Source organism: Serratia sp. Res13-Sevr-LER1-36-b (genome assembly GCF_015673035.1).
GTDB classification, from domain to species: Bacteria; Pseudomonadota; Gammaproteobacteria; order Enterobacterales; family Enterobacteriaceae; genus Chania; species Chania fonticola_C.
This window is the reverse complement of sequence record NZ_JADACK010000020.1, coordinates 76084-96892: the sequence shown is the minus strand read 5'-3', so window position 1 is coordinate 96892 and position 20809 is coordinate 76084. Positions and strand designations below refer to the sequence as shown.

The 20809-nt window shown below is 50.6% G+C and carries 22 protein-coding genes; 18 read left to right on the top strand and 4 right to left on the bottom strand.

What is annotated here, in order from left to right; all coding sequences use genetic code 11:
* Positions 1-356: 356 nt before the first annotated feature.
* Positions 357-773, top strand: a complete 417-nt coding sequence (locus tag IMQ33_RS14625) for a hypothetical protein (RefSeq protein ID WP_196062858.1) — start codon at positions 357-359, stop codon at positions 771-773.
* A 276-nt stretch (positions 774-1049) separates the two neighbouring features.
* On the opposite strand, the gene IMQ33_RS14620 is transcribed toward IMQ33_RS14625, so the two are convergent.
* On the bottom strand, positions 1050-1271 hold the full coding sequence (locus tag IMQ33_RS14620; RefSeq protein ID WP_196062857.1) for a hypothetical protein: 222 nt from the start codon (positions 1269-1271) through the stop codon (positions 1050-1052).
* A 93-nt stretch (positions 1272-1364) separates the two neighbouring features.
* On the opposite strand from IMQ33_RS14620, the gene IMQ33_RS14615 reads away from it, so the two are divergent.
* From IMQ33_RS14615 to IMQ33_RS14570, 10 genes are all read left to right on the top strand, one after another.
* Entirely contained in the window at positions 1365-2036 is a 672-nt protein-coding gene (locus IMQ33_RS14615; protein WP_196062856.1) for a tyrosine-type DNA invertase, read from the top strand.
* Between the two features lie 405 nt (positions 2037-2441).
* Positions 2442-2990 (top strand): type 1 fimbrial major subunit FimA, encoded by a 549-nt coding sequence (gene fimA, locus IMQ33_RS14610; protein ID WP_024530428.1) that lies wholly within the window; start codon positions 2442-2444, stop codon positions 2988-2990.
* Between the two features lie 78 nt (positions 2991-3068).
* Complete coding sequence (locus IMQ33_RS14605) at positions 3069-3611, top strand: fimbrial protein (RefSeq protein WP_065686984.1); 543 nt, start codon at positions 3069-3071, stop codon at positions 3609-3611.
* Between the two features lie 125 nt (positions 3612-3736).
* Entirely contained in the window at positions 3737-4405 is a 669-nt protein-coding gene (locus IMQ33_RS14600) for a fimbria/pilus periplasmic chaperone (RefSeq protein WP_065686983.1), read from the top strand.
* A gap of 82 nt (positions 4406-4487) precedes the next feature.
* The gene (locus IMQ33_RS14595; protein ID WP_196062280.1) at positions 4488-7127 is read left to right on the top strand and encodes a fimbrial biogenesis usher protein; all 2640 of its coding nucleotides are present in this window, start codon (positions 4488-4490) and stop codon (positions 7125-7127) included.
* A 22-nt stretch (positions 7128-7149) separates the two neighbouring features.
* Positions 7150-7677: a fimbrial protein gene (locus IMQ33_RS14590; RefSeq protein WP_065686982.1), complete on the top strand. Its 528-nt coding sequence runs from the start codon at positions 7150-7152 to the stop codon at positions 7675-7677.
* Positions 7678-7692: 15 nt separating this feature from the next.
* Positions 7693-8199 carry a fimbrial protein gene (locus IMQ33_RS14585; protein WP_370572442.1) on the top strand — a complete coding sequence of 169 codons (507 nt, stop codon included), beginning with the start codon at positions 7693-7695 and terminating at the stop codon, positions 8197-8199.
* A gap of 13 nt (positions 8200-8212) precedes the next feature.
* Complete coding sequence (locus IMQ33_RS14580; RefSeq protein ID WP_196062279.1) at positions 8213-9130, top strand: fimbrial protein; 918 nt, start codon at positions 8213-8215, stop codon at positions 9128-9130.
* Positions 9131-9196: 66 nt separating this feature from the next.
* The gene (locus tag IMQ33_RS14575) at positions 9197-9862 is read left to right on the top strand and encodes a response regulator transcription factor (protein ID WP_065686980.1); all 666 of its coding nucleotides are present in this window, start codon (positions 9197-9199) and stop codon (positions 9860-9862) included.
* Complete coding sequence (locus tag IMQ33_RS14570; protein ID WP_098928656.1) at positions 9859-10473, top strand: helix-turn-helix transcriptional regulator; 615 nt, start codon at positions 9859-9861, stop codon at positions 10471-10473. Before IMQ33_RS14575 ends, IMQ33_RS14570 begins: the two co-directional genes overlap by 4 nt.
* A 111-nt stretch (positions 10474-10584) precedes the next feature.
* On the opposite strand, the gene IMQ33_RS14565 is transcribed toward IMQ33_RS14570, so the two are convergent.
* Positions 10585-11160, bottom strand: coding sequence for a tyrosine-type DNA invertase (locus tag IMQ33_RS14565; protein WP_065686978.1), 576 nt, complete (start codon positions 11158-11160; stop codon positions 10585-10587).
* A 428-nt stretch (positions 11161-11588) separates the two neighbouring features.
* Here IMQ33_RS14565 and IMQ33_RS14560 point away from each other — a divergent pair, with 428 nt between their 5' ends.
* Both IMQ33_RS14560 and IMQ33_RS14555 read left to right on the top strand, forming a co-directional pair.
* Positions 11589-11840, top strand: a complete 252-nt coding sequence (locus tag IMQ33_RS14560; RefSeq protein ID WP_065686977.1) for a DinI-like family protein — start codon at positions 11589-11591, stop codon at positions 11838-11840.
* 512 nt (positions 11841-12352) lie between these two features.
* Positions 12353-12742, top strand: a complete 390-nt coding sequence (locus IMQ33_RS14555) for an SHOCT domain-containing protein (protein ID WP_024484143.1) — start codon at positions 12353-12355, stop codon at positions 12740-12742.
* A gap of 60 nt (positions 12743-12802) precedes the next feature.
* Here the strand turns inward: IMQ33_RS14555 and yiaA are convergent, their stop codons facing one another.
* Together yiaA and IMQ33_RS14545 are read right to left on the bottom strand one after the other, a co-directional pair.
* Positions 12803-13255 (bottom strand): inner membrane protein YiaA, encoded by a 453-nt coding sequence (gene yiaA, locus IMQ33_RS14550; RefSeq protein WP_065686976.1) that lies wholly within the window; start codon positions 13253-13255, stop codon positions 12803-12805.
* Between the two features lie 145 nt (positions 13256-13400).
* Complete coding sequence (locus tag IMQ33_RS14545; protein WP_065686975.1) at positions 13401-14219, bottom strand: winged helix-turn-helix domain-containing protein; 819 nt, start codon at positions 14217-14219, stop codon at positions 13401-13403.
* 720 nt (positions 14220-14939) lie between these two features.
* Here IMQ33_RS14545 and IMQ33_RS14540 point away from each other — a divergent pair.
* From IMQ33_RS14540 to IMQ33_RS14520, 5 genes are all read left to right on the top strand, one after another.
* Entirely contained in the window at positions 14940-15320 is a 381-nt protein-coding gene (locus IMQ33_RS14540) for a helix-turn-helix domain-containing protein (protein WP_161713850.1), read from the top strand.
* A gap of 118 nt (positions 15321-15438) precedes the next feature.
* Positions 15439-15990, top strand: coding sequence for a fimbrial protein (locus IMQ33_RS14535; RefSeq protein ID WP_196062278.1), 552 nt, complete (start codon positions 15439-15441; stop codon positions 15988-15990).
* Between the two features lie 57 nt (positions 15991-16047).
* On the top strand, positions 16048-16749 hold the full coding sequence (locus tag IMQ33_RS14530; RefSeq protein WP_196062282.1) for a fimbria/pilus periplasmic chaperone: 702 nt from the start codon (positions 16048-16050) through the stop codon (positions 16747-16749).
* A gap of 75 nt (positions 16750-16824) precedes the next feature.
* Positions 16825-19473: a fimbria/pilus outer membrane usher protein gene (locus IMQ33_RS14525; protein WP_196062277.1), complete on the top strand. Its 2649-nt coding sequence runs from the start codon at positions 16825-16827 to the stop codon at positions 19471-19473.
* A gap of 121 nt (positions 19474-19594) precedes the next feature.
* Entirely contained in the window at positions 19595-20755 is a 1161-nt protein-coding gene (locus IMQ33_RS14520; RefSeq protein WP_230326757.1) for a fimbrial protein, read from the top strand.
* Positions 20756-20809: the final 54 nt, after the last annotated feature.

Sequence of the window (20809 nt, the reverse complement as noted above, 5' to 3'; positions counted from 1 at the left end):
AGCTTAAAAAAACGGCCGTGATTATCGGCCTGATAATGCCCGTATATGGTCACGCTCTCGGGATCGATGTGAGCTGGACGGGGCCAAAGCAATTAACCATTAGTGCCCAACCTGATGGGATCGGTGGATCCACCACTACATGTAGAACCGGCACTACAGTTAACTTTTACGCTATATTGGGTACCAGTTCGGGGATGTACCAACGCTTTCTTGTGTCAGCTAGGGGAGTGGCAAGTGGCAACTGTAGTGAGGTTTTGGCGTCAATACTCCCTATCACGTATACATTGCAAGGCGATGAAAAGTATTTCTTCGGACTGGGTAAAGAAATAGGCAAACGTCCTGCTGATGGTCCGTCTATGAACGTTTCTCTCGAACATGGTAGTGGAACCGGTGACGCCTGGAAACCTCAGCCACCGCCAGGCCCCGCCTGTTCACTGGTAGGCACTTCGGTAGACATCAGCTATGGGGATATTCAGGCCGATAGTGTGCCAGGATTGAAAAAAACCTCGGACTTGTACGTTAAATGCACCGCCAGTGCTACGGTTAAAGTCACGCTGGTCGGCTACACCTCTAGCGGTATCAAACTGCGTACGGATGGTTCACTGGCGGCGGATGTGCTTGTGCGTGACCAGCCAGCCAATGTCGGCAGCCTTGAAAAGATCGAGGTCAACCAAACGATTGCCGTGCCTATCTCTTCGATATTGAAGGTTAACGGTAATCTGGCGGGGGGGGATTTCCGCGGCTCGGCAGTGATTAACGTGGATATTCTTTAACGTTCTCCCCTGAAGACGTCAGCCTGCGTTTTGCGGGGTGACGTCCCCTGCCGTTTCTGACTTGTTCCACGATTGTCTCGCGGGCGGTTTATTTATTACCGCTTGTTTGCCTTCCCTTTATCTGAACTTCCCAATCAATAAACCAGGTACGCATCTTTAGCGAATGTATTATCGCTAAGGCTATGTGACATTCTGGTTGGTTAAAAATAACATGGTGAACAATTGATTAGCAAAATAGCGTGACGGCATTTTCATCTTATTACAAAATTTAAAATTCTATTTAGCTAATTTTTGTCTAGCAGGGTGATTAGGAGAAAACCTAGTTTGGGCTTGAAGTGGCAGGCTGGCTCTGGCTTTGCTTAAAAAACACCCTTTTGATGAGATAAATCTTAGGCTTGTAAGGTGTGGAAAATAACCCGTTGAATTTTTATGGTCTTGTTGTTTTTTTAGTTTTAGCCTGCGGGTGAGTAAAGCTATTTTTATTTGGTAATCATTCATCACAATAGGCTATGCTTTAAACAATCTGTCAGCGACAGATTTTATTAATTCTTGAGCGAGTAATATCCAGTCTAATTGCAATAGGAGTTTTTTGTGGCACAACGTAAATTTCTCACTCTCACCGAAGTTAACAACCTGATGAGTGCAGCCCGGAATAAACAGACCGGGGTACGGGACAGTTGCCTTATCCTGCTTGCCTTCCGCCATGGGTTTCGTATCAGCGAGTTGTTGAACTTGCGTTATCATGACCTGGAAATGATTGAAGGACGGATAAATATACGCCGGCTTAAGAATGGATTCTCTACCGTTCATCCTCTGATGAGTGATGAATGCAAGGCGATTATGGAGTGGAACCAGGTCAGGGCGCAGTGGAAGCCTGCTGTGGATCCACAGATTGTTTTTATCTCCCAGCGTGGTACTCAGCTATCGCGCGGTCAGGCTTGGCGCATTATCCGTCAGGCTGGGGAAATGGCGGGTACCGCTACCCAAACGCATCCCCATATGCTGCGCCATGCCTGCGGCTATGAACTGGCGGAAAGGGGCACCGATACTCGTTTGATTCAGGATTATCTGGGGCATCGTAACATCAGGCATACCGTCCGCTATACCGCCAGCAACGCGGCGCGCTTTGTCGGGATGTGGGATCGTAACGGATTGGTTATAAAGGATTTATTGGTAAATAATCAGGCGCAAGATGGAACAATTGGGGCTAAACTGTTCCTAATTCTTAAACGAAAGATAAGAATTTGCAATGCCCTGTATTAGAATATTCCTTGATCGAGATCTATCTAACTGAAAAATAAAGTTATATTTTTACCTCCGCAAATCGCTATCCCCACCCCCTAAATCTTGGCCATTACACCAGCCCGCTGTTGCAAAACCCCAAAACACCTAAAATCACATTGCCCCGGCAATGGCAAAGCATTTAATTTCTTATTTTAAAAATTAAATAATAAAAAATAGTCGATTAATTCAATATTTATTTATTTACCGTTTTTTTATAGGGTGCGACAAAATAGCCCCAAATGTCTCATGTTGCTGGCGAAAACTGAACGGAATAGGGAGGTCCGGCCGTGAGTAGAAATGAAGTCTGTGCGGTTGCCCGCCAGGGGAATCGACCTCCACACTTTTTCATGGTTATGAAACATTATGTGTTCAAAGGAAAATAGTATGAAAATCAAATCACTGGTTGCTGGTATTGCCGCAGTTCTTTCTCTGGCTGGCGTCGCTAATGCGGCAACGGTTACTACCGTCAACGGTGGCCCTATCCATTTTAAAGGGGAAGTTGTTAATGCGGCTTGCGCCGTGGATGCCGGTTCTATTGGCCAGACAGTGCAATTGGGGCAGGTTAAAACGACTTCACTGGCTACCGCTGGTGATGTTAGCTCCGCTACCGGGTTCAACATCCAACTGAATGATTGTGATTCTACCGTTGCTACCCAGGCAGCTGTCGCTTTCAGCGGCACAGCGGTTAACGCCACCTATCCTACCGCGCTGGCCCTGCAAGGCTCTGCGGCGGGTAATGCAACTAACGTCGGCGTTCAGATCCTTGATCGCACCGGTACTGCGTTAGCGGTTGATGGCGCTACCTTCAGTGCGGCTACTACGCTCTCTGATGGCACCGTTATTGTTCCATTCCAGGCTCGTTATATCGCGACCGGCGTAGCCACTGCCGGTATTGCCAACGCTGATGCGACCTTCAAGGTGCAGTATCAGTAAGCTGAATTAGCTTATCAAGGATGATGATTACAGGCCAGGGAGGCCTGATTTTCAGCTACCGGAGGCAAGGAGTGTGTGATGTGGAGAATGGGAGCGGGACTCCTGCTAACCCTGCTGTTGGCGGGGAAGGTCGTTGCTGACGATCGTTGGGAGGAACAACCTCTCGGTGGCCTGATGCGCTTTCAGGGTGAAGTGATCGCTGAAACCTGCTCGGTGGAAGCCGGAGATCGCAACTTGACGGTATCGATGGGGAATATCACCACCGACCGGTTTCGTATGCCTGGCGATGAGGCCGATCCAGTCCCCTTTGATTTACATCTGCAGAACTGCACTACCGCGGTCAGCCGTAACGTGGGAGTCATGTTCCATGGCATGGCAGACAGCAATAATCCGCAGGTGCTTTCTGTTGGTGAAGGGCCTGGTGTCGCCTCTGGCGTAGCCGTGGCGTTGTTCGACGACAGAGGCCGATTTATTCCACTCAATACTGCGCCGCGGTACTGGGTGCCGTTGCAAGAGGGGCCGGTGATCCTGCATTTCGTAGCGAAATACCGCGCCACCGGACAGCCGGTGAACAATGGTTTGGCTAACGCTCAGGCCTGGTTCGCACTGACTTATCAGTAGGCCTTGGCCGCAAGATGAAAAGTAATAGCGCTGCGAATGCTTGGCCCTTGGCCGCGCAGTGTTATGGAAGTCAGATCCTGATGGACGAGGTAAATGTGAGAACAATTTCGAAGGTTGGAAAGGTGATGTCCGTGCTGCTGCTGTTGGCGGCGGGGCATGTTGGCATGGCAAACGCCGGAGTCGGCCTGGGCGCGACCCGGGTGATCTATCCTGCCGATCAGAAGCAGGTGACTTTGGGCGTCAGCAATAACGATGAGAAAAGTACCTATCTGATCCAATCCTGGGTAGAAAACGCTGATGGCCAAAAAGATGGTCGGCTGATTATTACGCCACCGTTATATTTGATGCAGGGAAAAAAAGAGAACACGCTGCGCATTATTGATGCGACTAATCAAAGCTTGCCGAAGGATCGGGAAAGCCTGTTCTGGGTTAACGTCAAAGCGATCCCCTCACTGGACAAATCACGCCAGGATGAGAACACCCTGCAATTGGCTATTACCAGCCGTATCAAACTGTTTTATCGCCCCAATGGGCTGAGTATTGCGCCAGACAAGGCACCGGAGCAGCTGCGCTTTAAACGTAGCGGCAAAGAGTTGACGATCGTCAATCCTACCCCTTATTTCATCACGCTGAGCGAGTTGAACGCTGGCACTCGGCAGTTGGCAAACACCATGGTATCGCCTATGGGATCGACCAATGTGGCGCTCCCCGCCGATGCAGGCAGCACGATTTCCTATCGGACGATCAACGATTACGGTGCCCAAACGCCGGCATTCAAGGGTGTGATGCAGTAAGGCCTGGAGCCGCTATCCACTTCATCAAGCTATAACCAGATAAATCAGGCAGCCGGGCGACCTGTATCGAACCGGAGGGATCATGCTATACCTGAAAAACGGCACGGAAAGTCGCAGAGTGATAAACGATAACCACCAGGGTGCCCCCATCTTAAAGCTGACTTTAACGCCTTTGGCCTTGATGCTGTGGGCGCTATGTGGCGATGCATCGGCTCGAGCGGAAAATTACTTCAACCCTCGTTTTCTGGCTGACGATCCGGCGAAGGTGGCCGATCTGTCTGGGTTCGAAAAGGGACTTGAGGCGCCTCCGGGTATCTACCGTGTCGACATTTATATGAATGACGGGTTTATGTCGACCCGGGATGTCTCTTTCCGGGCGGATGCCGATAACAAGGCCTTGGTGCCTTGCCTGACTCGCAGCCAACTGGCCACCATGGGTGTCAATACCCGGGCGGTCCCGGGAATGGCCATCTTGGCATCGGAAGCCTGCGTACCATTAACCTCGCTGATCAAGGAAGCCTCCACTGATTTTGACGTTGGGCGGCAGCGCCTGTCTATCAGTGTTCCTCAGGCTTACATGGGCAACTCTGCCCGTGGTTATATCCCGCCTGACCAGTGGCAAAACGGCATCACTGCCGGGCTGCTCAATTACAGCTTCACCGGCAGTAATGTCCGTAACAGCCAGTCGAGCAACAGCAATTACGCCTTCCTTAACTTACAAAGCGGCGTGAATCTGGGGGCCTGGCGGCTGCGGGATAATACTACCTGGAGCTACACCAGCGGCGGTGGATCGAGCTCTAATCAAAACCGCTGGCAGCACGTCAATACCTATTTGCAGCGGGACATTGCGCTGCTGCGCAGTCGCCTGACGTTGGGTGACGGCTATACCTCAGGGGACGTTTTCGACGGCGTGAACTTCCGCGGCGTACAGGTGGCGACGGATGACAATATGTTGCCAGACAGCCAGCGAGGGTATGCTCCCGTGATCCGCGGAATTGCCCGCGGCACCGCCAGGGTCACGGTCAAGCAGAATGGGTTTGAGGTGTATCAGACCACGGTGCCGCCAGGCCCGTTTACCATCGACGATCTGTCTGGATCGGGCAGCGGCGGTGATTTGCAGGTCAGCATTCAGGAAGCCGACGGCACGGCTCAGGTCTTTACCGTGCCCTATACGTCGGTTCCTGGGCTGCTGCGCCAAGGGCAGGTGAGATATACGGTGATGGTGGGGCAGTATCGCAGCGGCAACGATCAGCAAGAAAAGCCCACCTTTGGCCAGGGCACCCTGATGTGGGGGCTGGCTGACGGCTGGACGCTGTCTGGTGGCACCCAGCTTGCCGATCGCTATCGTGCGTTCAACCTTGGAGTGGCTAAAAACCTGGGCATTTTCGGCGCCGTGTCGTTGGACATCACCCAGGCTAGCGCGACTTTGCCGGATGACAGCACCCATCAGGGGCAGTCGCTGCGCTTCCTTTATAACAAGGCATTAAACGAGTGGGGCACCAACCTGCAACTGCTCGGTTACCGCTATTCCACCAGCGGCTATTACGCGCTGGGTGACACGACCTGGCGCCAGATGAGCGGCTACAAGGCGGCAACCGATGAAGGTATCGTCGAGCTCATTCCGAAACTCACCGATTACTACAATCTGGCCTACAACAAGCGTGGGCGGTTGCAGATGACGGTGACTCAGCAGGTTGGGGACAATGGCACCTTTTATCTGACCGGTAGCCACCAGACTTATTGGGGGGTCGGTAAGGCGGATGAACAACTGCAGGCCGGTTACAGCGGTACGTTGGAGGATATCACTTATACCCTCAGCTACAGCCTGACCAAAAATGCCTGGCAGGACGGACGCGACAATATGCTGGCCTTCAACATCAGCATCCCGTTCAGCCATTGGCTGCGTTCCGACAGCCAATCCGCTTTCAACCGCTCCAGCGTCAGCTACAGCATGTCTGACGATCTGAGCGGTAGGATGACCAATCAGGCTGGGGTGTATGGCACGTTACTGGAGGATAACAACCTGAGTTACAACGTGCAGGCCGGTTACGCCGGAGGCGGAACGGGCACTTCAGGCGGGACGGGTAACACATCGCTGAACTATCGAGGGGCTTCTGGCAACGCCAACGTGGGTTACAGCCGCAGCAGCGGTACCAGCCAACTGTATTACGGGGTGAGCGGCGGTGTGCTGGCCCATGAAAATGGCATCACCCTGAGTCAACCACTGAATGACACGCTGATCCTGGTCAAAGCGCCGGGGGCGGGTAACGTATCGGTGGAAAACCAGAGCGGGATACGTACCGACTGGCGGGGATATGCCGTACTGCCGTTTGCCATGGATTATCGTGAAAACCGCGTGGCGCTGAACCCCAATACGCTGGCAAACAACGTCGAGCTGGATGACGCGGTGGTCAGCGTGGTGCCGAATCACGGCGCGGTGGTGCTGGCTGATTTTAAAACTCATATCGGGCTGAAGGTACTGATGACGCTGACCTATAACGGACAACCGTTGCCATTCGGGTCGGTGGTGTCCTTCGATAATGGCCGCTCTGGCAGCATTGTTGCCGACGGCGGACAGGTGTATCTGACCGGGCTGCCACCAAGTGGAGAGGTGAAAGCCAAATGGGGCGAGGGTGCAGGCGAGCAATGCGTGACGAGTTACCAACTGCCGCCGGAAAGTCAGCAGCGTGCACTTAGCTATATAACGGCAGTATGCCGATGACGCCGGGCGGGAGAGGCGAGCAATGAGAATACAACTTTATAGCCTGTGTCTGCTGGCGCTGTTTAGCGCCAGGGTAACGCAGGCTGCGGACAGTACCATCGCCATTAACGGCTATGTTAAGGACAATGCCTGCTCCATAGCGCCGGGTTCGCAAAGTTTTGTGGTGGATCTGATGAGTAATGCGGCCAAGCAGCTACATCGGGTAGGGGCGACAACGCCGATGGTGCCGTTCAGCATCGTGCTCGATAAATGCGGCGGTTCAGCCATTGCGGTGAAAACGGGTTTCACCGGTGGGGCAGACAGCGACAATCTGACTTTGCTGAAAATCGACGGTGGGGCCGGTGCAGCAGCCGGCATGGGTATACAGATCCTCGATAACAACGGCAATGCCATTGCTCTCAATGAGATCTCGAGTGGGTTGAACTGGTCAAACATCACCGCTGGGCAATCCAATACGCTGTATTTTTATGCGCGCCTGATGGCGACCCGTGCCCCGGTGACTGCCGGGCAGGTTAGAGCGACGGCAAACTTCACCCTGGAATTTCAGTAACCGGAGAAAAGGGCTATGAACATGAGCAAGCTGGGTCCGATCGCGGGGTGGTTACTGATGATGGTACTCCCCCTGGCGCATGCGGCAGATGTCAACATCACCATCAATGGCAAGGTGGTGGCAAAACCCTGCACTGTATCCACCGTGTCCACTACGGTAGAGCTGGGTGATTTGTATACCTTCAACCTGCTGGCGGCAGGTGCGACTTCGCCATGGCATTCGGTGACATTGAACCTCACCAACTGCCCAGTAGGGACCTCAAAGGTGACCGCGACCTTTTCCGGCACGGCCGATAGCACCCGGAACTATTACGCCAATCAGGGCGCGGCCCGCAATATTGCGTTGCAGCTGGCCGATAGCGGCGGGGTAAATCTGCCCAACGGCAGTACCAAAGTTGTGGCGGTGAATGACGCATCGCTGGCCGCCAGCCTGGTTTTGCAGGTGAGGGCCATTACGCCCAGCGGCAATGTGACGCAGGGGTCGATTCAATCCCTGATCAACGTGACTTACACCTATTCCTGATGATGAAGAACATATGAAAGACTTAATCCGCGTATTTCTGAAATATCTGGGTGCAGCTGCGCTCTTGATTGGCTATTCATCCAGTGCCCATGCATTTGCTTGCCGAACGGCGGCCGGGGCAACCATCCCTATCGGTGGTGGCAGCGCTAACGTGTTTGTGGATTTGACTCCGCAGATCGGGGTCGGCCAAAACCTGATCGTTGATTTGTCCCGTCAGATATCCTGCCGAAATGATTATCCAGATACTCGAATAGACTACGTTTCTCTGCAAAGAGGCTCGGCCTATGGTGGCGTACTGGCAAGTTTCACCGGTAGCTTTGTGTATGACGGTACTTCTTACCCATTCCCGACAACCTCTGAAACCAAGTCCGTTGTCTATAGAACCACCACTATGACGCCATGGCCCGCCGTGCTTTATCTCACGCCTATTAGCACCGCAGGTGGAGTGGCGATAACCAGTGGGTCGTTGATTGCGGTGTTAAATATGCATCAAACCAATAACGTAGGAGAATCGCATTCGTATATTTGGAATATCTATGCCAGCAATAGCGTGGTGATCCCTACCGGTGGCTGTGATGTCTCTTCCCGCGACGTCACCGTGAATCTGCCAGAATATCCGGGAACGGTGTCGATACCGTTGACGGTACGCTGTGCCAAGAACCAAAACCTGGCCTATTACCTGACCGGGCCAACCACGGATGCCGCATCCACGATTTTTGCCAACACCGCCTCTGCGCCGGTTGCTCAGGGAATTGGCATTCAGGTTGCCAATCGCAATGGCGTTATTGCCACCAACAGGAACGTCGCACTGGGTGTCGTCGGCAGTTCTTCAGTCAGTTTAGGTTTGACCGCCAACTATGCACGCACTACCGGTCAGGTAGTGGCGGGTAACGTCAAGGCCGTGGTGGGTGTGACCTTTTTGTATCCTTGAATGTGCTTTTGAACGAGGCCTCAAGCCTGGGGAAATGGCACTAAACACGGTTATTTAGGAGGAAAAATGCAGCAGGCAAATCATCAGCAAGCTGAGCATGCGACAGCGGAAAGCCGCAAGCGAATTCTGGTTGTAGAGCCTTCCAGGATCAATTGGATCGGGCTGCAACGGTTACTGGGTGACGCGGGCAGCACGGAGTTAAGTTTTTGCCGGGTCAGTAAATTGACCGATGCCAAAAAGAAAGTTTATGAATTTAAACCTGATGTGATCTTGTTTAGCTCATTATCTCGTGGCACTGATTATCTGTCGTTATTATCCTTTTTGTCAGATATTGCCAGTTATCATCTTAAAACCAACTCGGTGATCTGGTTGCAGCATGATATGGCCTGGATGGTGCAACTTCTCCACGCTTTCGGCGTAGATACGGTATTGATCGATCCGGTTAACCTTTGTCAAATCACCCAATGTTTAGGTCGCGATCAGACAGACAAAACGCCCAAAAATGTGGCTTTATTAGGTAAGCAGGAAAGATTAATTGCGCTGGCCTTACTGCGCGGGCGTAGTGCCACGGCTATCGCCAATGTGACCGGCAAAGATGTACGAACCATCAGCACGCAGAAGAAATCGATCATTAGAAAGTTACAGATGACAACCAATGAGGAGCTCTACCTGCTGGCGGGTAGGCTGGTTTATTTAACCAGGATAAACGGACTGAGTGGTGAGACTCGATGAAAAAAATAATGATTATGCATCCCTGCATTGTTACCTGGCATGGTTTGCATCAGCTATTCAGGCGCAAATTGCCCGATGCTGAGATCGTACCGGCGCACTCTATCTATGATTTGGTATTTGATGATGATTTATCTGATGCCGATCTGATCGTCAGTGAGCTCTATGGCCTGAATGAAAATATCACTATGGGGGCGAAGTTACTGTCATTTGTTCAATCGGTCAGGCAAGACAAACCGCTACTGATTATGACCGATGTGCCAGGAAAACAGGTGTTGGATTGCCCGGGCTTCCTGCCTGGGGCATCTTATATTGCTTTATCTGAAGATATTCGTCAGTTAGTTAATCAGGTCGATCAGGTTCTGGCTGGCAAGATTGTTATCAGTCCGTCTCTGCGTTGTGAACAGGAGACTAGTCTATCCCACGTCGATGCCAGACCTTTTTCCCGCTCGGAAATAAAGGTTTATAGCTTATTGCAGGAGGGCTTTAGTATTTCGCAGATAGCGAAGAAGATTTCCCGCAGCGTCAAGACCGTGAGTGCACATAAACGCAACATGATGGGCAAGCTTGGCATTGAGAGTGAAGTAGAGCTCTATGCCTGTTTTAATCAATAGCTCCATATCGGTTACTGCCCCCGCCGGAGATCGCTGATGAAAGCAATCTCCGGCGGGGGTAAAGCATGGCTGTCTGTATAATACACAAAAAGTAAGGTTACTCCGGCGGGTTTAGCCGTTTTTTCGTTTACCCGCTTCCCATATTCCAGCGAAACGTGCCGCATTACTGGCGGTATAGCGTACGGTATGGCGAATATTTCGGTGCCCCAGATAATCCTGGATCAAGCGGGTATCGGCGCCTCTTTCCGCCAGTTCATAACCGCAGGCATGGCGAAGCATATGGGGATGCGTATTGATGACCGTGCCCGCCAGTTCGCCAGCCTGGCGGATAATGCGCCAGGCTTGACCCCGCGATAGCTGAGTTCCTCTCTGAGAAATAAAGATAATGTCCGGGTCTGCACCTGGTTTCCATTGGGCTCTGTGCTGCTTCCATTCCATAATTGCCTCGCATTCGTCATTCATCAGCGGATGAACGGTAGAGAATCCATTTTTAAGCCGGCGTATATTTATCCGTCCTTCGGCCATTTCAAGATCGCGAAAGCGCAGGCGCAGCAGTTCGCTGATACGTAATCCATGGCGGAAAGCCAGTAAGATCAGGCAGCTATCTCGTACTCCAGTCGGTGTGTTTCTGGCAGCACTCATCAGGTTTCGGACTTCTGTTAGAGTGAGAAATTTACGCTGTACCAAAGAAAACTCCTATTTTTTCGCTTAAAAAACGCCAGAGTTAGGATTAAATAGAATAAAATTTTTTCCACCCGTTTTTAAATCCAAAGAGTGCAATAAAAGTTTGCTAGAAATTCAGTTAGATGTAATTTCATAGGATAATTCCTATTTGGTTTTTATTGTGATGTTACAGGTGACTACCGACAATATCCAGCATTTACGGGGAAGGGGAACTGCACTGTTTAATTGGCATTGATAATACAGTCTATATTTTGACTATTTCCCGCTAACATAATGAATATTGGGTTTCTTAATAGAGTAAAATGTAATAAATTTGACATTTGTTAGAATAAAAAGTTGATGTTAGGGGTGGTGAACTGGTACTAGCCAAAAATTGTACATTGAGCCTATCATGATAAGGATAACCCCAAATCCATTGCTAGAGACTGCCAATGAATATTCAAATAAAAGTTGATAACAACCTGTTCGACAACCTGTCTGAGAAAGCCCGTGAGGCGATGCTGGACGAACTGCAAACTCGCGTCCATGAGGTTTACCCGGCTAGTCACCTCACGGTGATTGCTGGACTGAATGATAAGACTGAAATTGTGGCCAGTGATTTTTTTAACGACGTTGAGGCAAAACTGACCGTGCAGGAAATTGTCGACGATGTCATCCTGCATGGCCATTGGCGTAACGCATAACCCTCACCCCAACCCTCTCCCACAGGGAGAGGGAGCTGCCAGCCCCTGCTCGTTTGTAAGAAAAGCGATAATCTCAGCAAACTCGATCGGCCCCTTCCACAGGGGGAGGGAGCTGTTATCCCTACTCTTTGGAAGTAAAGAAGTCATCTCAGTAAACTTGAACACTCCTATCCAAGATACATCACCGCATTTTCAACCCACTCGATGGGTCCCTTTGGAGAGGGAGCTGTCAGCCCCTGCACTTTGCAAGTAAAGAAGTCATCTCAGTAAACTTGAGCGCCCCATCCAAGGTACATCACCGCATTTTCAGCCCACTCGATCGGTTCCCTCTCCCTGTGGGAGAGGGTTAGGGTGAGGGGCCCGTGCCTTACCCATACAGATACCCTCCCTTCCCGTATTTTTCCCGTCCAACATGGAAAAAATGAAAGTCCGACATATACTTATGGTGCTAAACATCAATCTGTTATTGAAAGCCGTTTTATCCTGGTTTTGCTAGACCATAAGGAGCGCTAATGACTTATCACCTACTCACCCTGTGGGATATTCTGGTTACCACCTTCTCGTTCTTCTTCTTTATTGCCTACCTGTTTATCCTGTTCCAGGTCGTCTCCGACCTGTTCCGCGATCACCAACTGAGCGGCTTTTATAAAGCAGTATGGATTGTGTTCCTGCTGTTCATCCCGCTGTTAACGTCCCTGGTCTATCTGATTGCCCGTGGTAAAGGTATGGCCGAGCGGCATCGTGCACAGGTGCAAAAATCTGTCTCAGCCACCAACGAGTATATCCGTGAGGTGGCAGGCAAATCGCCGGCCGAGCAAATTTCGGATGCCAAAAAGCTGTTGGATGATGGCGTGATCACCGAAAGTGAATACCAGCAGCTTAAGGCTAAAGCATTGGCCTGAGGTTGAAGTTGGCAGGAAACATGATTGGAGAGGAAAGGGGGCCTGGCCCCCTTATAAAAATCATTCGGTAGGGAACTGCGATCCTGCTTCTTCGTTATCATCCCCTTCGGCACGGCGCTTATTAGCCATATCGCGGGTGTTTTTCTGTACGGCAATGGCGCCGAACAGGCTCAAAAAGAAGGACACTCCGTAGAAGCCCTTTTCGCTCAGCAGTAGCTTGGCATTCCACAGGCCGATACACAGCAGGCCAACGGCGATGGCAAAGGCCACCCAGCAGGTGATGATATAGATATGGGTCACCGGCAGGTTATCTTGCTGATCGCGTACTGTTTTCTGGATGGTGATGGCACTGAACAGGCCGAGGATCAATACGGCAAAGTAGTAGCCTTTTTCATTCAGCTCCATTTCAGCATTCCATAGGCCCAGCAGGAACACCGCAAAACCGCCCAGCAGGGCAGCCCAGGAGGCGAGAATAAACGCAGGTGAGGTGGTATTTTGTGGTGCAGCACTCATGTGGTAAATCCCTTAATGACAAGAAAACTCCCTTCTCCCAAGTAGGTACACCACTCGTGAGGTCTCTTGCAATCTACCGGGCCTACATGACGAATGCAACTACGCCGCCGCCGTTCGTTGTTCCCTTACCTTTATGGTTAAACGGCTATTGGCTCCCCGTTGGTCGCAGGCCGGAAAGAGGATCGTGTTGATTATCGATTTGAAATCGTGAGGAACATCTCAAATCGCCTTGTGCAGTGGTATCGCAAAATAAGACCAGCGTGCTGTGGTTTGCTGGCGTTCTGGTGATGTAGACAAACTCATCCGGATTGCAGACCACATTGTTGACGGTCAAATATTCCTTGTAGCCAGCCACATTGGTTTCCAGATCGTCTCTATCTATATAGACAGAACATTGATTGATCGTGGCAACTCTATTGTGGCTGTCAAAAAAACGTGCGCTTTGCGACTGATTACTGACCAGCAGGATCAGCATAACTATGATGAACGTCGTAAATAGGCCATAGCGCAATAGCTTGGTCTGGTTTAAAGCCGTGCGTTTTGTCGGCGGTATTTCGGGCTGCAGATCCTCGACGGGCGGTGGCTCTGGTTTATTGCTTTGTTGCACAATGACGTTGGCACTCTCTTCTTGCTGTATTTCAACAGTACCGGAAAAGACCACCCCGACTTTGGGAACCGTTCTGATGATATTTTTGCTCAGCCCAGCTTCCCGCATCCCTTTTCTTACCAATGAAATGTTCTGATAGAGGGTATTGGCAGTGACATATTGACCGTTTTTTTGCCATACCTCGTTAAAAAAGTCGCTTTGACTGATTACCTCGCCGGGATGTTGCAACATTAATTGCAGGCAACGGCTGGCAGGAACGTTCAAAACGGTTTCTTTACCCCGAGCGCGCAGTGGGCACAGGCGGTGCTCTTCTGGCAGGTACAGTACGGTGTCGTTAATGATAACTTTATGTTTCATTTCAGTATATTATCTTTTTGTTGTCTGAGTGTCCGGCTTATTTAAAGTATAGTTTAACCGTTTATAGTGGCATGAAAAATCAGTAACAATTCACATTCATTTAAAAAACAATATGTTAATAATTAATCTTAAATGAGAGTGACTGTCATTTAAGAACGGTTGAGAATAGTCTGTTCTGATTTAATGTTATTATTTAATTTATTGAATTACATGGATTTTTTTGTTTTTTATCAAGAATAAAACTACTTCACTCAGAATAATCCCATCAATGGCCTAGTATTTATTCCATCAGCAAGGGGAGAGCGAAGTAAAGCGGCTTCATCTTACTGAGGTAAAGGATAGAGTCACCGGTAGCGTCTTTTATATATCGGTGTGACAGATAAATCCTAATCGTTGGTTTGTAGGTAACGGATTGAATGTTAATGAGTAAAATTTAATAGGTAGCTATAAATGTTGTAAGATAAAAATCTTTGACATTTATGACTACTCAAATGAAGTGAAGTAATGAGTTATGAAAAACACCAGAATGATTCGCGTCATCTAGCGGTAAGTTCTGATTGAAATGAATTGTTCAGCATTTAACGCTGTTATGAGACTTTTAGAGATAGCAATGTGATCATCTTGGCGCGGTTGCCATAGTGGAAATTGCTCCTATAATGTCTCACCTAAGGGAGGTTTGTTATTTTTGTTATTAAACCAAAATAATAATCCGAGATGCATATGGAAAATAGACTTTATGGATTCCTAATTGATGATGACATTCAATTCGATATTGCCAATCGAAGACTCCTTTATTACTCTGATGGAGCTTCTGAGCGCACCCTGTTTTTCAAGGTTATCTCTCTAAACGAGATCCAGACCCGATTACTGATTTATTTGCTGGCGAATTGCCGGGATGCCGTCATCTATAAAAATGACATAATGAAAAACGTTTGGGAGGAGATTAATTTATCTTCGTCCAGCCAGCGTTTATGGCATGCAATAAATGAATTGCGTAAAAAACTGGCGTCACTTGGACTCCCGGAAGATTTTATAGCGAACGTTCATGGTATTGGCTATTCCGTCGATAATCACCGAATCTCTTCGCTATTTATTAAGTAAGTTGTTGTTAATATAAATGCTAGAGTCATCTAGCTATATCCATCCCCATGGGTATTCACCAGGCCATTTTAATGGATATTAAAATGGTATTCATAATACAAGGTAAGTAGGAATATATATGAAAAAGTTAGCAATCGCTGCATCCCTGATCGCTGTTTTCGGTACTGTTGGCCTGGCTCAGGCAGCTTCTACCGGCACCATCACCTTTAACGGTGAACTGACTGCAAATACCTGTGACGTCGTGGTTGATGGCCAGCAAGCGGATGCGACCGTTATTCTGCCAACCGTAAGCACCAGCCAACTGCAAGCCGCCACTCGCACAGCCGGTGATACCGGTTTCGTGATGGCCCTGAGCAACTGTGCTGGCACACTGGAAACTGCTTCTGCCTTCTTCCAGGCGGGTGCTTCTGTTGATGCCGTTACTGGTCGCCTGCTTAACACTGCCGGTGGTGCTGGTGCTACCAACGTCAGCCTGCAATTGCTGGACGCTTCAAGCCCGACTCAGGCCGTGATCAAAGCCGGTAGCCAAGATCAGGTTACTGCGATGACTTATCAAGACGTTACCGGTGGTAGCGCTACACTGCCGTACATCGTTCGCTACTACGCAGAGGACGCAACCACTGCAGGTAAAGTTGTCAGCAGCGTTGTTTATTCTATTCAGTACCAGTAATGGACTGTGGGAGGGGGGATTGCCCCTCCCAATCTGTCAGTGTGTTCGGAGTTTATGATGAAGTGTCTTTCTATTAATGTACTGCAAGTTGGCACTTTTGCCGCCGCAGCTCTGTTCAGCGTCAGTAGCCTGGCCAGCGTGGTGATTAGTGGTACGCGGGTGATTTACCCCTCTGATGCCAAAGAAGTCAGCGTCAAAATCAGTAACGGTGGTCCATCACCGGTGTTGTTGCAAAGCTGGATCGATAACGGTGACGCCGATGCCAAACCGGCAGCGATCAAGGTGCCGTTTGTCCTGACGCCCCCGATGAACCGTGTGGAGCCAAGCAAAGGCCAGACGTTGCGTATCAGCTACGCCGGTGGTTCGCTGCCGATGGATAAAGAATCGGTGTTCTGGCTGAACGTGCTGGAAGTCCCAGCCAAAGCCCAGGCTAAAGTCACTGAGAACCGCTTGCAGATGGCGTTCCGTTCGCGCATCAAGCTGTTTTATCGCCCAGCGGGTCTGCAAGGTAACGCCAATGAAGCGGTTAAAGCGCTAACCTGGAACAGCCAGGGTAATCGGCTACAGGCCAGTAACCCAACGCCTTATTATGTCTCGTTGGTCAACCTGTCGGTAAATGGTAAAAAACTTGACCATGCGATGGTGGCTCCTCGTAGCACCATGACATTGGACTTGGCGGGCAGTGCAGGTAGTAAGGTTACAGGGAGTTTCGTAAATGATTACGGTGCGGTTAATACTTTTGATGCAGTGATAAAATAACGTCCCCGCTATATAAAACACTCTCGCATTAATTTGTTGATCGCTATTCAGGAATCAGTTCTTGAAGGGATATCTATGTCTAAATATTTTCAATATGGTCTGCGTGCACAGTTATCGCCACTGGCCATAGCTATTTTATCAACTTTTTTTGCGGCTAACGTTAATGCTGAGATCGCGGTTTCTACACCGCAAGGTATTGCCAAAAATCTTGAGTTCGATGCCTCTTTCCTGAATGTGGATGATGAAAAGTCGGTTGACCTCAGTCGCTTTGCCAATGGTTCCTCGGGCTTGCCTGGGGTCTATAAAACGGCTTTGTATGTTAATAATCAACCGATCAGCAATACCGACATTGAATTCAAAGCGCGGGCAGATAAAAGCGTTTATCCCTGCCTGACCCGCGAACTGATTAAAAACATTGCGTTTGATTTCGCTAAGCTGCCAGCTGATTTTTTAACCTCGCTGAGCAAAGGGGAAGTCTGTTTCGATCTCCAGAGCCAGTTGCCAGTGGCTCAGGTGAATTACGACAGTAATGAGCAACGCCTGGATATTATGGTTCCGCAGGTTTACATGCTCAACACTGCCCGCGGCACCGTTAGCCCGGAGCTGTGGGACAGCGGCGTACCGGCACTCTTGATGGGCTACAACGTCAACGGCTACACCAGCGAATCGCACGGCAAAACCTTCAATTCGCTGTTTGCCGGTGTGAACGCCGGGCTGAATGTCGGCGCCTGGTATCTACGTCACAACGGGTCTTATACCCGGATGGACAATGGGCCGAACCAGTACAACAACCTCAATACTTATTTGCAGCGCGATATTCCAGTACTCAAGGCTCGCGTGTTAATGGGCCAATCGAACACTACCGGGCAACTGTTCGATACGCTGCCGTTTACCGGTATTCAACTGGCCAGTGATGAGCGGATGTTGCCGGAGTCCCTGCGCGGTTATGCGCCGGATATCCGTGGCATTGCCCGCACCAATGCCCGCGTTACCGTACGTCAGGGCGGTCAGGTGTTGTATGAAACCACGGTCACGCCGGGCGAGTTCCTGATCAACGATCTGTACCCAACCGGCTACGGTGGGGATCTACAGGTCACGGTACGTGAGTCCGACGGTACCGAGCAAACTTTCAGCGTGCCTTATGCCTCGGTGGCCCAACTGCTGCGACCTGGGTCATCACGTTATTCGATCACCGCAGGTGAAGTACGCAGCGATAACCTGCGTGAGAAACCGGCACTGTATCAGGGCACCTATCAACTGGGGCTGACTAACGCCATCACCGGTTATGGTGGCCTGCAGGCTAGCCAGGATTACTACGCACTGCAGTTGGGTGCGGCGGTAGGCACGCCGATTGGTGCCTGGGCATTTGATGTTACGCAGGCGCGTACCCATCTGGGGAACGACACCGACGCCAATGGCCGACATGAGGCGGGTAATAGCCTGAGTGGGCAAAGTTACAGGGTGAGCTACAGCAAGCTGATCAGCGAAACCAACAGCAACCTGTCGCTGGCGGCGTACCGCTTCTCAACCGATGGCTTTATGGACTTTATGACCGCGATGCAGACTCGTGACGCGGTAGCAGAAGGGTTCTCGCCGGAGTCGATCTCGCGAGCCAAAAATCGCCTGACGGTGACCGCGGGACAAGGTCTGCCGGATAACTGGGGCCAGTTGTATATCAGCGGCTCCTTGCAGAATTACTGGAACAAAGACGGCAGCGAGAAGCAGTACCAGGTAGGTTACAACAATCGCTACAAGGACCTGTCCTACGGCCTGAGCATTAACCGCAGTTTTTCCAGCCTGGGCACGGCGCAGACCAACTATCTGTTGAGCTTCAGCCTGCCGTTGGGGCGTAGCGACCAAACCCACACGCCACAGTTGCGGATGGATTTGTCGCATGACAGCAGCGGCCGTTATGGCCAGCAGGCGACGGTATCCGGCACTGCCGGGATGGATAATCAGTTCAGCTACGGCGTGACGGCGATGAATGCCAATCAGGGCATGGGCTCCAGCGGCTCGCTGAGCGGTAACTATCGTACCCCGGCCACGGCGTTGAGCGGTACTTATAGCACCGGTAAAGGCTATCAAAGCGCCTCTGCCGGGATGAACGGCACGGTGATCGCCCACTCTGGTGGGGTGACCTTTACGCCGTACACGTCGGACACCTTCGCGCTGGTGGAAGCCAAGGGTGCAGAGGGAGCGAAAGTTTCCTCATATCCGGGCGTGAGCATCGATTCACGGGGGTACGCGATAGTGCCTTACCTGAATCCGTACCAGATGAACGAGATCAGTATCGATCCGAAAGGGACGGCGGCCGATGTGGAGTTGGATAACACCAGCCAGAAAGTCGCTCCATATTCCGGTGCGGTAGTGAAAATGAAATATACAACTAAGCAGGGGACGCCAATTCTGGTGAACGCGACCTATCAAGGGGAACCGGTACCGTTTGGGGCCGATATCTTTGATAGCAAAGGCAACAGCGTAGGCTCAGTGGGCCAGGGCGGGCAACTGTATGCGCGCGTGGCGCAAGACAAAGGTCAACTGCGCGTGAAATGGGGCGAAGGTGGCGAGATGCAATGCACTGTCAGCTATGTGCTGATGCCTGTAGCCAAGGGCCAGGCGCAGATACAGCAATTCAACTCTCCTTGTGCGGCGACGACATCAGCCGGTTCCCAGAGAGTGAAAATGGCGAACAATGATGCGATATCGGCTGTTAACCAAGGATAACCGTCCGGTATGGCCTTTATTTGGCTGATGAAGCTAAATCATTTACGTCGTCCAGAACATATAAAAATATAGCAAGTGTGGCGCATACGGTTGTGCCAGAGGTGAAAGAATGAAGAGAATAATGCAGCGTACAATTGGGCTACTTATGTTCATGGTAGCCAGTAACAGCGCCTGGGCGGTGGTAAACTGCACAGCGTTAGGTAGTGGTTCCCGCACCGATATCGTTCAACTAACCCCTCCCGCGATTTCTGCAGGGGCAGATATTCCTGTCGGAACGGTAATTTATCAAGGGCGCTGGATTAGTGGTTCAACCGGTATCAGTGTGATGGACTGTACATCCACGTTGGACCCTGCCTCAATGTGGCTTAACGTTGCCTGGAGTATTGAGCAGGCGCCTATGCCGCTTTCCAGTTGGTCAGGCAGCCCTTTCGGTGGCGCGGTATATGAGACCGGCATTCCAGGTATAGGCATTGCCATCTCCCGCAGCAATAATGGTGATGCGGCCAAGGTTGGCCAACCAAACTATCAGTTTCCCAACGATGTCGAGAGCCCGATAACTGGGGGGCATTATAAGCCTTATATGGCGAATAGGGTCATCTACGTGTCACTGATTAAAACCGGTGTTATTTCGCCTGGAAATCATACCTTGGATGCGTCGAAACTTCCGGTAGCTGGCCTGACTATTGTTAATCCGCTGTATCATGCATCGACAGCTGGATTGCCTATCACGGTTACCCGGGTTCAATTTCAGGGGCAATTAACGGTGTCGGCACAGACCTGCAGCACACCGCTGGTCGCTGTTGCAATGGGTGAATATGACATCGGAGAGTATTTTAACCGAATAGGTTCGACCACTCCTTGGCTTGATGCGTCAATTAGGCTGACCAATTGCCCAACCTTCTACGGTTTTTATAATGCTGATAACAGTACGCTGATGTTCGATTACAGTACCGGCACCGGGCTTGTAGCCAACTCAACCAGTAACAGTATTGGTGTGCGATTAACCCCGGCAACTTCGGTGATTGATGCTGCCAATGGCGTGATGGAAATCGACTCGACGGTTCCAGGTGCGGCATCGGGCGTAGGCATCCAGCTCGGTTGGGGGGAGAGCAGCCAGGCGCCGACATTGTTTAATTTTTCAACTGAACAGGCTATGACGCTGCCAAAAGATGGCAGCCCGACCATTCGTATCCCGCTGGCCGCCCGCTATATTCAAACGGCTTCGGCACCGACGCCGGGCAAGGCGAATGGCAAAGTGGTGTTTACCATTAATTACTATTGAGCAACGATGAGCATGCCTCTCGGATAAATAAAGAAGGTTGACCCTTGGTTAGCG

What these genes read in the sequence shown, in the direction of transcription:
- IMQ33_RS14585 (WP_370572442.1), top strand. Translation starts at nt 7,693, where the DNA reads ATGAACATGAGCAAGCTGGGTCCGATCGCGGGGTGGTTACTGATGATG.
- IMQ33_RS14580 (WP_196062279.1), top strand. Translation starts at nt 8,213, where the DNA reads ATGAAAGACTTAATCCGCGTATTTCTGAAATATCTGGGTGCAGCTGCG.
- IMQ33_RS14535 (WP_196062278.1), top strand. Translation starts at nt 15,439, where the DNA reads ATGAAAAAGTTAGCAATCGCTGCATCCCTGATCGCTGTTTTCGGTACT.
- IMQ33_RS14525 (WP_196062277.1), top strand. Translation starts at nt 16,825, where the DNA reads ATGTCTAAATATTTTCAATATGGTCTGCGTGCACAGTTATCGCCACTG.
- IMQ33_RS14605 (WP_065686984.1), top strand. Translation starts at nt 3,069, where the DNA reads ATGTGGAGAATGGGAGCGGGACTCCTGCTAACCCTGCTGTTGGCGGGG.
- IMQ33_RS14545 (WP_065686975.1), bottom strand. Translation starts at nt 14,219, where the DNA reads ATGAAACATAAAGTTATCATTAACGACACCGTACTGTACCTGCCAGAA.
- IMQ33_RS14570 (WP_098928656.1), top strand. Translation starts at nt 9,859, where the DNA reads ATGAAAAAAATAATGATTATGCATCCCTGCATTGTTACCTGGCATGGT.
- IMQ33_RS14555 (WP_024484143.1), top strand. Translation starts at nt 12,353, where the DNA reads ATGACTTATCACCTACTCACCCTGTGGGATATTCTGGTTACCACCTTC.
- IMQ33_RS14560 (WP_065686977.1), top strand. Translation starts at nt 11,589, where the DNA reads ATGAATATTCAAATAAAAGTTGATAACAACCTGTTCGACAACCTGTCT.
- IMQ33_RS14540 (WP_161713850.1), top strand. Translation starts at nt 14,940, where the DNA reads ATGGAAAATAGACTTTATGGATTCCTAATTGATGATGACATTCAATTC.
- IMQ33_RS14620 (WP_196062857.1), bottom strand. Translation starts at nt 1,271, where the DNA reads ATGAATGATTACCAAATAAAAATAGCTTTACTCACCCGCAGGCTAAAA.
- yiaA (WP_065686976.1), bottom strand. Translation starts at nt 13,255, where the DNA reads ATGAGTGCTGCACCACAAAATACCACCTCACCTGCGTTTATTCTCGCC.
- IMQ33_RS14600 (WP_065686983.1), top strand. Translation starts at nt 3,737, where the DNA reads ATGTCCGTGCTGCTGCTGTTGGCGGCGGGGCATGTTGGCATGGCAAAC.
- IMQ33_RS14625 (WP_196062858.1), top strand. Translation starts at nt 357, where the DNA reads ATGAACGTTTCTCTCGAACATGGTAGTGGAACCGGTGACGCCTGGAAA.
- IMQ33_RS14575 (WP_065686980.1), top strand. Translation starts at nt 9,197, where the DNA reads ATGCAGCAGGCAAATCATCAGCAAGCTGAGCATGCGACAGCGGAAAGC.
- IMQ33_RS14520 (WP_230326757.1), top strand. Translation starts at nt 19,595, where the DNA reads ATGCAGCGTACAATTGGGCTACTTATGTTCATGGTAGCCAGTAACAGC.
- IMQ33_RS14590 (WP_065686982.1), top strand. Translation starts at nt 7,150, where the DNA reads ATGAGAATACAACTTTATAGCCTGTGTCTGCTGGCGCTGTTTAGCGCC.
- IMQ33_RS14530 (WP_196062282.1), top strand. Translation starts at nt 16,048, where the DNA reads ATGAAGTGTCTTTCTATTAATGTACTGCAAGTTGGCACTTTTGCCGCC.
- fimA (WP_024530428.1), top strand. Translation starts at nt 2,442, where the DNA reads ATGAAAATCAAATCACTGGTTGCTGGTATTGCCGCAGTTCTTTCTCTG.
- IMQ33_RS14595 (WP_196062280.1), top strand. Translation starts at nt 4,488, where the DNA reads ATGCTATACCTGAAAAACGGCACGGAAAGTCGCAGAGTGATAAACGAT.